The sequence below is a fragment of the Stieleria neptunia genome, assembly GCF_007754155.1.
GTDB classification, from domain to species: Bacteria; Planctomycetota; Planctomycetia; order Pirellulales; family Pirellulaceae; genus Stieleria; species Stieleria neptunia.
The window spans coordinates 10,186,518-10,199,164 of the sequence record NZ_CP037423.1; the positions used below are offsets into that span (position 1 = coordinate 10,186,518).

At 57.5% G+C, this 12,647-nt stretch carries 8 protein-coding genes and 1 pseudogene; 8 read left to right on the forward strand and 1 reads right to left on the reverse strand.

The window, feature by feature from the left end; translation table 11 throughout:
* Positions 1-45: 45 nt before the first annotated feature.
* Positions 46-1,137, reverse strand: coding sequence for an SGNH/GDSL hydrolase family protein (locus Enr13x_RS35040; RefSeq protein ID WP_231743960.1), 1,092 nt, complete (start codon positions 1,135-1,137; stop codon positions 46-48).
* 375 nt (positions 1,138-1,512) lie between these two features.
* On the opposite strand from Enr13x_RS35040, the gene Enr13x_RS35045 reads away from it, so the two are divergent.
* The 8 genes and pseudogenes from Enr13x_RS35045 (at position 1,513) to Enr13x_RS35080 (ending at position 12,644) form a co-directional block, all read left to right on the forward strand.
* A complete protein-coding gene (locus Enr13x_RS35045; protein ID WP_145391598.1) occupies positions 1,513-2,061 on the forward strand; it encodes a sigma-70 family RNA polymerase sigma factor in 549 nt (182 codons plus the stop codon).
* Positions 2,058-3,611 carry a FecR domain-containing protein gene (locus Enr13x_RS35050; RefSeq protein WP_145391599.1) on the forward strand — a complete coding sequence of 518 codons (1,554 nt, stop codon included), beginning with the start codon at positions 2,058-2,060 and terminating at the stop codon, positions 3,609-3,611. The genes Enr13x_RS35045 and Enr13x_RS35050 overlap by 4 nt, the downstream gene beginning before the upstream one ends.
* Before the next feature lie 346 nt (positions 3,612-3,957).
* Positions 3,958-5,439, forward strand: coding sequence for a sulfatase family protein (locus Enr13x_RS35055; protein WP_145391600.1), 1,482 nt, complete (start codon positions 3,958-3,960; stop codon positions 5,437-5,439).
* 198 nt (positions 5,440-5,637) lie between these two features.
* On the forward strand, positions 5,638-6,363 hold the full coding sequence (locus Enr13x_RS35060) for a rhamnogalacturonan acetylesterase (RefSeq protein WP_145391601.1): 726 nt from the start codon (positions 5,638-5,640) through the stop codon (positions 6,361-6,363).
* Positions 6,364-6,851: 488 nt separating this feature from the next.
* On the forward strand, positions 6,852-8,171 hold the full coding sequence (locus tag Enr13x_RS35065; protein ID WP_145391602.1) for a hypothetical protein: 1,320 nt from the start codon (positions 6,852-6,854) through the stop codon (positions 8,169-8,171).
* Between the two features lie 74 nt (positions 8,172-8,245).
* Positions 8,246-8,857, forward strand: a pseudogene (locus Enr13x_RS39960) (DUF1552 domain-containing protein); the annotation flags it as partial.
* Between the two features lie 22 nt (positions 8,858-8,879).
* Entirely contained in the window at positions 8,880-9,947 is a 1,068-nt protein-coding gene (locus Enr13x_RS35075) for a DUF1592 domain-containing protein (protein WP_145391603.1), read from the forward strand.
* A gap of 18 nt (positions 9,948-9,965) precedes the next feature.
* Positions 9,966-12,644 carry a DUF1592 domain-containing protein gene (locus Enr13x_RS35080; protein ID WP_145391604.1) on the forward strand — a complete coding sequence of 893 codons (2,679 nt, stop codon included), beginning with the start codon at positions 9,966-9,968 and terminating at the stop codon, positions 12,642-12,644.
* The last annotated feature ends 3 nt before the right edge of the window (positions 12,645-12,647 follow it).

Here is a 12,647-nt window from a genome sequence, read left to right on the forward strand (position 1 = left end):
CAGACGTGGACTCCTTGTTCTCGACGATCCTCTCCGATTTTCTTGTCATCCATTTTTCTGTTTGAGCGTCGTCTTGGCAAGGATGGTATTGAGAAACACTCTCCGGATCGCATCGTATCCACGATCATTGGGGTCTTCGATGTTGGTGAAGAACCAATAGTGCGGGTCGTCGCTGTCGTAATTGGAACGCCAAAACTGCCTGCAGTGCGATCCGTGGCCAAGAAACGTTTCATGAAGAGGAACGACATGCACGTACTCGTAATTGGACGCAACATCTCGTATCACCTGGTTGTAGCGGGCGTGGATCGCTAATCCGTCGGGCCAGTCCGGCAAGAAGATGCTTGGCGCATCGCCGACACCGTCGGTCGGGTCGTAGATATCACCGATGTAGATTTCACAACCCGCTGGAAACTTTGTCGCAATCTCCCGGAACATCGTGTCCAGGCGGTCCCGAAAATTGTCGATCCAAGGTTTCGCTTGCTCGAGCGTCGCGGAGTACATCGCGCACTCACGAGGCGGGCTGCGACCGTAGCTGTGGATCAAATCATTGCCGCCGGACGTCATCAGGACGATTCCGTAGGCGTCCGGGTAAGTCGGAAGCGTCTCACGAATCACGTCCAGATGGACATTCGATTCCGAGCCGGAGATGGCGAAGTTTTCAGCGACAAGATTTGGCAACACGGATGAAAGGCAGACGCCACGCATCGGATCAAACTCATCCGATGGATTTTGAATCAACCGGTTGAAGAACGTGTGCTTGGGTGATTTCGCGCCCAGCCCCGCCGTGATACTGTCTCCGATGCCGACCACGCGCACGGCACGATCCGTCCAAACCGTTTCAAACGGAGTTCGATCGACCTCGGGTCCGGCCGGGCCTTCGCCGATCGGCCGTGATAAACAAAACTCGATGTAGCCCAATGACCCGGGAATCACGATCAATGCAGTCGCGATCAGGATCAGCTGCCGTGTCTTGCCTCGCTGCTGTTTCATCTTCATTCCGCTCGCCATGCCGTCCACTGCGGTGAGGGAGCCCCACCAGTCGGTCGCCCCCTCCTCGCTGCCAATCGATCGATCCACAAAATGACCGTCGACTTTCGTTAGTATACAGGGATCCCCGAGGCGACACGTTGGATCCACATGCGGAGACTTGATCGCGTGAAAGCCGTCTCACAGGGAGCGACGGAGATGGCAGAAAAATCGCGGGCAGAAAAAGGGGAGCGCCGGGAAGCGGATCGACCGTGAAAATGTGAACTAGAAAACGGGGCGGGAAATTGAAAGCCCCTTCCCGGCACGTGCAGGCGTGTCAGGAGAAGCCTGCTATACAGCGGAAGCAACGGTATTGGTGAAGACTCTCTCGGTTTCCCCTCCATTTCGAGTGCGAGAGGGGAGCATGAAAATCGTGTGGTGTGCGGTGGCAAGGTGGCCGAGTGCTGGGTGAGGGCGCTCAGAAAAAATCAAAAAACCGTGCGTTAGATTCGGCGTGGATCGGTAGCGACCAGGTGAGGAGTGAAGATGGCAACAGAATCCGATCGGCAAGACGAACCCCCTGATCCGCATGAGATTTTCTTGCGGTTGTGGATGCAACATGAGCCGGAGTTGCGCGCGTATGTGCGATCTTGCTGTCCGAAGGCTCAGGAGGTGGACGACGTGATGCAGGAGGCGAGTGTTGCGGCCTTGCGGAAGTTTTCGACGCTCGATGATCATTCGGCGTTTGGGGCGTGGGCTTGCCTGATTGCGCGATATGAACTGCTTTCGGCTCGGCGTCGGTTTGCGCGGGATCGATTGGTGTTGGCGGAAGATATCGTAGAGCTGCTCGCTGACGAAGGGTCCGACGAATTGCCTTTGCGCGAGCGGCAGCTGCGAGCTTTGGATCAGTGCATCAACAAGCTGCCGCGTGAGCATCGAGAATTGGCGCTAGCGGCCTACGCAAAGGACACAACCATTCGCGAGCTAGCCGCACAGCTTAAACGCACAGAAGGCTCGCTATATCAACTCCTCTCACGCATTCGTAAGGAGTTGTATCGCTGCATGCAAAGTACGCTCCCGGGAGCTGAATCATGAAAAACGAAGAACTCAATCTGCTGCATCGATATCTGGATGGTGCAATCACTCCTGACGAGCTGGAGCCCTTGGAGGATCTGCTGCGGACCAGTGAGGAAGCTCGTGCCACGTTGCGTTCGCTCGCGACGATTGACGCGAAGTGGCAACAGCTTGCGACCGAAGAGCTGGTAGCGGCGCCCAGCGACAGCGTCACCGCGTCGCGAATGACGAGGAAGGCGATTCCATGGTGGCTGACCTTCAGCGCTATCGCCGCTTCGGTGATTTTCGGCGCGTTCGGCTGGTTTCGCGCCCCTGGACAGCGCGCCGGTGAGATCCGGCACGGCATTGCCAGAGTCATACGGATCGAAGGCGATGGCACCACCGGAAAAGACCGGAATGTTGCCGATGGGACGGAACTGTTCGCTGGCGAAGAACTCGAAATGCAGCGAGGGCTGATCGAACTGGCGTTTCGCGAAACCGGAGTGCATGTCGTCGCGACAGCTCCGCTTAGGATGATGCTCAGCAGTGATCAGCGAGTGTCACTTCATGAGGGTCAGGTCAAGCTGGTCGTCCCGCCGCAGGGTGTGGGATTTGTTGTCGATACGGCTCAGCGGAAGTTTGTCGATCTCGGGACGAGTTTTGTTGTCACGGCAGGTGCGAAGGGCTCTGAGGTTCTGGTTCTCGATGGGCAAATCTCTGTCGATGATCACGAAGGCACTTCTGCGGAGCTGATGAACGAAGGAGAATTTGCCAGATTCGATCGCGATGGCAAGCTCAAGAAACGAACGCCGACTCGCCTGTCGCAGGCATTGCCCGAACTGTCTCTGGAAGCAACACGTGCGGGTGACAGTTCATTGCGGGGAATCGTTCTGGGTTACGAAAGCCGGGCCGCAATGACGAAGAACGGTCCGAACGAGGACGTGATCGCACGCGAACTGTTGCCGCTCATTCGTTCGGGATTCAATGATGGTTCGCATTTGGAAGCACTCAAGCAAGGAGAGCCGCTCAGTTTCCGCGGCATTGCGGGAGCCTTTCACGAGTTCCCTGACCGAACAGGTCTGGCACCGTACTCGCGCGAAGATGGCTGGCTGGTGTGGTACCACGGACAGGTGACTCCAGCTCGTGCGGGACGTTACCGATTCTGGGGTTATGCAGACAACCACCTGCTCCTTGCGATCAATGGAAAGCCTGTCTTTGAAGGGTCGCGGAAGAATTCTTCTTTCAAGGAGCTCGGTATTGAACGCACCGATAACCCTGCTTTGCCATGCCTGATTGCACCGGCCGGTTTCGCCTGCAGCGAGTGGGTCGAAGTGGGGAATGATCCGGTTCGTCTCGACATTCTGTTTGGAGAAGTCGGTGGCAACACCACGTCTGGGCTACTACTCGTTGAACGGGAAGGTGAGACCTACGAAGAGACACTCTGGGGTCAGCCGAAGTGGCCGCTCTTTCTGACTGAAACCCCGAGTGCAGAAGAGGCTGCGGAGTTCAAGCGGCTGGTGGATCATTTGGGCCAGAGGACGATGGGATCGTTTTCTGTTTCGGAAGAAGCGGTGTGGAGGGTGGCTGAGTAAATCGTAGCCTGAGAGAGACGATGAAGAGCACCCTGCACGGCAACGCTGTGAAGCATTTTCCCCATGTGTTTCTTGAGGTTTTAGCGGCAGGGCGCGAGCCCTCCGGTTCTTCACAAACCTGAACGGGTTCGCAGTTCAGACCGACTACGATGCCGCAACAGAAGGCGGAAAGGTGCGAGTGGGTCGGAACGAGCGGCCGCAGTTGATCGGACAGCAGCCGGGCGACAGCTTTGACATCACTTTCAAAGGTTTCGCTGTAGCCATCCAGGTGATCGCCGGACCCAAAGCCGGTATCATCCAGCACAGCGTCGATGGCTCGAATGGTTCTGGACCGGAGAAATAAACAATGAAGCTGGCCACTTATATTCCTTTGCTCTTATTGACAGCCATTCTTGCTGCACCGTTTCCCGCCGGAGCGAATGCCGGCGAGAAACCCAACGTGATCCTGATCATGTGCGACGACCTCGGCTGGGGCGACGTCGGCTTCAACGGCGGGAAACACATCCGCACGCCGCACCTGGACGAAATGGCGGCCAACAGCCTCAATTTCACTCGCTTCTACGCCCAGGCGCCGGTGTGTTCGCCGACCCGAGCTTCGGTGGTGACCGGCCGGCATCACGACCGCACCGGTATCTACACCGCCAACAATGGCCACCTCCGTGAAGGCGAGTTCACCCTTTACGAGGCGCTCGCCGCGGAGGGTTATGCGACTGGCCATTTCGGCAAGTGGCACATGGGCACCCTGACCCGCGAGAGAAAAGACTCCAATCGCGGCGGCAAGGACAAGTCCAACTACTCACCGCCCTGGCAGCACGCGGTAAACACCACCTTCGCGACCGAAGCCAAGACGCCCACCTACGATCCGATGTGGCAGCCGGCGGGTTCGAAGGGCACGAAAAGGAACAACGTCAGCAAAGGGGATTTCCGCGGAGCCTCGGGCAAGGGCTGGCACGCCATCGCCGAGGGCGCCGGCCGCGAATTCTATGGCACCCACTACTGGACCGGGGAGGAGACTTTCATCGATCCCGAGTCCGAGGATTTGCTCGGCGACGACTCAGGCCTGATCATGGACCGCGCGCTCGGCTTCATCGACACGCATCGCGAAACTCCCTTTCTCGCCGTCGTCTGGTTCCACGCCCCGCACCTGCCCGTCGTCGCCAGCAAGTCAGACACCGACAGCTATGCCGACGCTGACGGCAAGCTGGACGGATACCACCTCAATTACTACGGCTGCGTCACCGCGCTCGACCGGGCCGTCGGCAAGCTGCGCGCCCGTCTCAGGGAGCACGGCATCGCCGACAACACGCTGGTCGCGTTCACTTCGGACAACGGTCCCGAGGGCAACGACAAGGCTCCCGGCCGCCAGGGACGATTCAAAGGGCGCAAGCGAAGCCTGTACGAGGGCGGCGTGCGCGTGCCCGGCCTGCTCGAGTGGCCGGCTAAGATCAAGCCCGGGACCAGCAGCGACGTAGCCACTTGCACCGTCGATTACTTTCCTACCATCCTCGACATCGTCGGCGTCGACATGCCCGACGACCGCCCGCTCGACGGCGTCAGCCTGGTCCCCTTGCTGGAGGGCGGCATGGAGACACGTCCGCGTCCCCTCGGATTTCACATCCGCGGCCAAGCCGCCTGGCACGACGGCGATTGGAAAGCCTACTGCGCTAAGGTCAATTCGCGCGACTGGGAACTCTACAATCTGAAGGATGACCCGGGGGAAACGAACAATCACGCCGCGGCTCAATCCGAGAAACTCCAAGCCATGGTCGCCGCCTGGGAACAGTGGAAAGCCTCCGTCAACGCCAGCGACAAGGGCGGGGATTATTGATAAAGACAAAAAACATGAGTCCCCGCAACTTTATCCAATCGAAAAGAGCCATCACCTTGTTCGAAGCCATCTCCGACAATCAGGCGGAGAAAGAAGTCAGAATGAGAACCCTACCCACATTCAGCTCCAGCAGGTGTGCCCCCACGGGGAAGACAAGAGCACCGTGGTGGATTCGCAGAGTAACAACAACAGAGTGATATGAAAAACGTCTTGGCAATCGCATTAATACTAGTGACTTCGGCTGTCTGTCAGGCTCAGGAGGAGGCTGTCGTCGTTGGCCTCATAGGAGATTCCACCGTCGCGGTGCAATCCGGGTGGGGACCGGCCTTTGCGGAGCGGTTTGATCGTCGCGCAAAGATTCTCAACTACGCGAAGAATGGAGCCACGCTTCAATCTCTGTCAAAGAAGCTGGATGACCTCGTCAGGCTCAAACCCGATTACGTTCTGATTCAGTTCGGCCATAATGACCAAAAACGATATGACACGACTGTCTACAGCGATCACCTGAGATCGTACGTGCAGCGCATCAGGAAGTCTGGCGGCAAAGCGGTGATCGTCAGTTCGGTCACCCGTCGCAGCTTCGGCGCTGACGGGAAGATCGTGTCCAACTTGATCAAAAACGAAAAGTACAGCTTCCAAGGGACGCTGACAGACTACGCAAATGCCGCCGAAGCGGTGGCGGGCGAATTGAACTTGCCATTCATCGATCTGCACCGATCCAGCATCGCGCACCACAACAAGATCGGCCGCCAGCAGAGCATGGCCTACAATTTCAAAGAGGGCGACACCACCCACTTCAATCAAAAAGGGGCGGAGGCGATCACGGATTTGATACTCGACGAACTCAAAACGGAAGTTCCGGAGCTTGCTACCTTTTTGAAAGTCGCTGGCCCCCAAACAAACGAATCGAACCAGCCTTTGTAGGAGGTGGATCCAAGCAGGCATATCGGCTGGAAAAAGGGAACGCCATGGCTTGGTACGAGGGTGGGACGGTGGCGGAAGCGATACGATGTAGCCCAAACAACTGGCTGTTCTGAAACGAAGGAAACCCGATCCGCGAGCGAGGCCACGACTTCTGGATCGATCAACTCAAACACCGTCGGATTCGTGATCCTTGATGCTCTGCAACTGTTGCCGAGCAATCGGGAGTCGAATTAGAATGAACCACACACCCATCGGTCTTGCGAAGCTGCATTTTACCTGAAATGCAGGGTGAATCGACGAGCCGGCGCGACTCCCGGTCCTTTCTCTCCTGCCACTCTTTTTTTACACTTTCTGCTCTGCCAGCACCTCGGATAGTTCGGTCCTCAGCCCGGCTCGTTGTGTTGTCGAAGATTCGAACCCCCCAACATCTCTCCAGAACTTTCCTGGGAAGCGACACGCTTCTTCAGGCTCATTGAGGTCAATCACTCATGGCTACGTCGACGGCAATTCTCGCGGATAAACTGCACGAGTACCCCCAACAGGATGTCATCGACGGGGGATCGGCATCGATTCTTGATGACTGCCTCGATAAGAATGGCGGTGTGTTGCAGTTGCTGCACCGCTACGCCGGCCGGACATTTTGCACGCCAGGCAAACGCCTTCGCCTTGATGAACGATCGTACTATCCGGACTACATGAATGGGACGGGGCTCGATGAACTTTGGATGTGCTGCACCGTTCCCATCGTGACGGGGGTCGTCGATACGCGCACGAAGAAAGCACCATTTCGCGAAGGGGAATCGCACGTCCTGACCCCGAACGGACAAGTCATCTCGCTGCAGGATTTGATCGTCGTGAATCCGGAAGCGGTCATGGGTGAGAAGATGACAGCCTTTTCGAAATCGCTGTTCGGCGATCCGACCTGGCCGATTGTGTCAAAGAAGTTCGACAATCTGAATCCGATTCCGCATCATCTTCACTGGACAAAGTGGGAAGTCTACGACATCAATTCCTTTGACAATCCTGGAGTCAGCCCGTCGCATTATCACACCACGGCGATGGGTTTGTACCCGTTCGTAACAAAGGACCAATTTCTCGAATGCATGAAGCGTTTCGGACAGGGCGAGTACAACGGGGTGCGGCATTTGTCGCCGCACACAATGATGCATATCGACAACGGTTTCGTGATGCCCAACGGTGTGCTGCACTCGCCGACGGACCTCTGCACGCATGAGCTGCACGTCACGATGGATGAGCACTTCCTGGCCGAGGACCTGACGCTTGACGGACGCATCGGAGCGGCGGACGCGTTTTACGCCTGCCGGGAAGAGGACTATCCGAAGGACCGGCACGAAGACTGGGAGTACCTGGTTGAAAAGCTCGACTTCGATGCGAACCAGGACCCGGACTTCGTCATGAAGAATTCGCGTCCGGCAATCACCGCCGAAGAATTCGCGGGCGACGGAGTCGACGCGAAGTGGATCGTTTACGGCGATTTCCTCGGCGACCAGAAGTGCTCCATTCTCCGACTCACGGTGGAGCCAGGTGGCAAGACAAATTTCTGCCCGGAGAGCCCCGCGCTGTTCCACACCAATGGCGGAAGCGGCCGCGTTGGAAAGCTCGAAGTGCGATATCATCAGAATATGAAGCTTGGCGAGATCTATCCCGAGATCGGATTCATCACTCAGGCCGCACTTTCCAGCGGCGGTGTGGAAATCGAGAACACGGGAACGGAACCGCTCGTGTTGACCTTTGACTTCCCGCAGAACGCGCATTCTCAAACACCCGGTGCTGCTGTGACGTCGTAGTCGCTTGATTTCTCAGACGGGGTTGCCTCATTGGTCAGGTTAGCGAAATCGATGCGCCGCGCCGCCTACTCACGATCGTCAATCACCTCAGCTTTTATCAGCCCGCGTTGATCCCGCAGGCGGAGGGCGCATTCCAGAATGCCCCGCCCCTGCTGAACGAGTTATCCGATCACTTTGACCACCTGAAGATCTTCAGCGGGCTGGACAACCCGGCGGTCCAGAACGGTTTCGGTCACACGCCGTGCGTCGGCATTCTCTCGGGTTATTTCAACAAGCTCGAGCGCAAGAACCGACTATCGATTGACCAGGCGGTCGCCGATCGGATTGGCGGCGACACGCGTTTCAAATCGCTGGTTTTTCAAGCCGGCGAGAACCTGAACTTTTCCCAGATCTCCTGGGACAAGCACGGACTGCCGGTGAAACAAATCGACTCGCCGCGCAAGATTTTTAACCTGCTCTTCCAGGTCAACGAAAACGAGAAGACGCAACAGCAAGTACTCGCCGAAGACCGCAGTATTCTCGACGCGGTGCTTGCCCAGGCCAGATCAATGGAAAAGCGTCTGAATTCCACTGACCGGGCGAAATTGGATGAGTATCTGACCTCGGTTCGCGAAGTGGAGAAGACCGTGAAACGTCGCGCCTACTGGGCCGATCGTTCCAAGCCGCAAGTGGACTACGAAATCGAAGACTTCGACCGCAAGTCGGTGGATGACTACGTGGCTAACCGACGTGGAGCGGGCGTATCGTCTGTCGTATTTCCTCTGGAACTCCGCGCCCGATGCCAGGCTTCTCAGCACTGCCAAGTCCGGCGACTTAAGCAAAGATCCATCGGCCCAGGTGGAGCGTATGCTCAAGGACGCCAAGGTCGGGCGTTTCATCGACGACTTCACCCGTCAGTGGCTGCAACTCGACAAGGTCGACGACTTCGGGCCGGACGTTCGTGTGTTCAAGGATGTTCGCCGCATGACCGTCGATTCCATGGGCCGCGAAGGCCGTGAACTCTTCCGCCACCTACTCGAGAACGGCCTGAGCATGGAACACTTCATCGATTCGGATTTTGTCATGGCCAACGACCGACTCGCCCGCTTCTACGGCTTGCCCGCAGTAGAGGGTGATGCCTTCGTACCGGTGAAGCTTCCCAAGGAAAGCGAACGGGGCGGGCTCGTGGCCCAGGCCGGTTTCCTCAAGCTGACGTCGACCGACTTTGCCACGTCACCGATTCACAGGGGCTCCTGGATTCTCAAGAATCTGTACAACGAACGGATCGAACCGCCCGCCGACGTGTTGATCAACGAGCCCGACATTCGTGGCACCACCACGATTCGTGAAGCCATTCTTAAACATCAGGAACTCGAGAGTTGCTCGCGCTGTCACTCGAAGATCGATCCGCTGGGATTCGCCCTGGAATATTACGATCCGGTTGGGCGCAAGCGGGACAAGTATCGTCATGTGGAAGAGTTGATTGTCGACGTAAAAAGCACCACGTTCACGAAGAAGATCAAATTCACCGAGGCTCCAATCGACGCCGCCATGAAACTTCCGGGCGGCCGCGAGGTGCGTGACCTGCCCACGCTCAAGGCCGCGCTGATGGCCGACAAGGAAGACATCCTGAAAGGCGTCATCGGGAAACTCATCAGCTATGCCCATGGCCGCGAAGTCACCCGGGCCGATCGTCCGCATGTCGACGCAGTCTTCGAGTCGATTTCACAAGAGGACTTCTCACTTCGCGCCGCCATCCACGCCATCGTCGCCCACCCCGCCTTCGGTCGGAGATAAAGAACGACGGATACACAAATGACTCGTATCGTATTCACAATCTGCATTACATCTTTCTCGCTTTGTTCTCTCGCGCAAGCTGCGCCGCCCGAAGCGAGTCTTCCCGAGAAACACCGGGCGTTCTTCATAGCACACTGCCTCGACTGTCACGACTCCGAGACCCAGGAAGAAAAAGTCGATCTGGAGACGCTGCCGCTGAGCATCACCACCATCGAGCAGGCGGAACTCTGGCAGAGGGTACTCAACGCGCTAAACGCTGGTGAAATGCCGCCGGATGATTCTGAGCAGCCGGGCAACACGGAAAAGGCGGATTTCCTTGATGACCTCGCTCGAACCATGGTGACCGCGCGGCAGGCTCTGTCGGATTCAGGCGGCAAGATCACGATGCGACGGCTTAACCAACGCGAGTACCGCAACACCATCGAACACTTGACCGGCGCGCATGTCGATGTCGGCTCACTGCCCAGCGATGGCGGCTCGGGCACCTTTGACACGGTGGGGGCATCGCAATTTATCTCCAGCGATCAGTTCGAGCAGTATCTGAAGCTTGGACGCAGCGCGATCGATGAAGCCTTCGAGCGGCGGAAAACAACGGGACGGGAAACGAATCCCTTCCGCGTCGAGCCAGAAACGACGGTCAATCCGGCGAACGAAAAAGAAATCGCGAACATCGAAGACGAATATGCCCGCTTCACCCGCTGGCAAAAGGGAGTGGATGCAGCCGCAAAGACTCCGCAGAATCAGGCGAGGATTGCCGAGATTCGCAAGACGGATCGCCTGATCGATCACCCCATCCGCTTCTACGCTTATGCCGATCGTCTGGAGGAAACCCCCGATCCGAAAGATTTTGGTTTTCGCGACTCGCCAAAAGCCGCTAGCGGCAATCCCGAGGGGGACCGTCGCAACCTCGCCTATCACAAACACTACGCCGCCCTCCCACATCGCGACCGTGGCACTTACTTGAAGCTCGCTCACGGCACCGGTCGCATCATTGTTCCTCCGAAGAAAACGAATCTGTCGCCCGGCAGCTATGTCATCCGCGTGCGTGTCGGAGCGGTCGAAGGCACTCCGGCCGAACGACGTTTCATCCAGGTAGGGCATCCTCAACGCCAAATCGAGAGCAGAAACTGGGGACTCGAAGGCCGCGCGATCAGTACTCATCAAGTCACCGGAACGATCGAGAACCCCGAAACGATCGAAATCCCGCTTGAGGTCACCGCCAATACGATTCGTGAGTTCGCGGTGCAGGAGAAACAGCCCAACAACGGAAACCTCAAAGCACTTTGGGATGCGCACAACAGGTGGAAGAAAGAGAACGGCTATGGACACCCGCCCGCCATCTGGATCGACTGGGTGGAACTCGAAGGTCCGATCGCGAACGCGTCAGGTCCATCCGCGTTCACAGCTTCGTGGGCGCATCACGATGCAGACCGTGAGGAAACGCCGCGAGCCCGAAAGATACTTGAGCAGTTTGCGCAACACGCTTTTCGAGACGTGTCGCCAGAACCCGAATTCATCGATCGCCTCGTCAGAATCTTTCAGACCCGACTTGCAGCGGGAGATTCCTTTGATGTTGCCATTCGCAAGCCACTAAGCGTCATTCTTGCTTCGCCGGGATTCCTCTATCTCTACGAGCCTGGTGACGAAGCTCTGCGACGCCAGCTTGATGATCGCGAACTGGCCGTGCGGCTTTCCTACTTCCTCTGGAGCGGACCACCGGATGCAGAACTGCTCGAACTCGCCGAAAAGAACGAACTGCACATCCCGGAAACCCTTCGTCAGCAGGTTGATCGACTGATTGACGATCCGCGCAGCAATGAATTCGTGGCCGGCTTCGTCCACCAATGGTTGGACATGGAGCGACTCGATTTCTTTCAGTTCGACGTCAACCTCTACCGGGATTTCGATGAAAGCACCAGGGCAGCCACACGCAAAGAGGTCTATCAGTCGTTCGCCCACCTGCTTCGCGATAAGGGAAGCGGTCGCATCGGCAAGCTTATCAAGAGCGACTACGTGTTCGTCAACGGCCTGCTCGCCACGTACTACGGCATCGAAGGCGTCACGGGCGACGAGTTCCGAAAAATCAAATTGCCCGCCGACTCGCCACGCGGTGGATTACTCGGAATGGCCGCCATCCACGCCATGGGCAGCGACGGCATCGTTAGCAGTCCGGTCGAGCGCGGAGCCTGGGTCTTGCGCCATCTCTTAAACGACCCACCACCGCCGGCGCCACCCAATGTCCCGCAAATCTCACGGCTGAACGATCAGATCCTGACCACCCGCGAGCGCCTGCTGGCGCACCAGGAAGAAGCCCAGTGCGCCAGCTGCCACCGCAAGATCGATCCGATCGGTTTCGGCCTGGAGAACTGGGGCGCCGCCGGTAAGTGGCGGACCACGGACCATGCCGGAGGCAAAGGGAAGAACGGGAAAACCTGGACGATCGACGCTTCAGGAGCGTTTCATAAGGGGCCGGCCTTCAGCGACTACAACGAACTACGAGACCTCATCGCCGAACGCGAAGAAGACTTCGCTCGCGGCTTTGCCGAACACCTGATTGAGTACGCGTCAGGCCGCCCGTTCGGCTTCACGGATGAAGACCTGGCCAGCGAAATGGTCAGCTCCGCGAAGAGCAAACAGTTCGCACTCAGCGAATTCGTTCACGCACTCGTGCAACACAAAGCGTTTAAAACGAAATAAAAT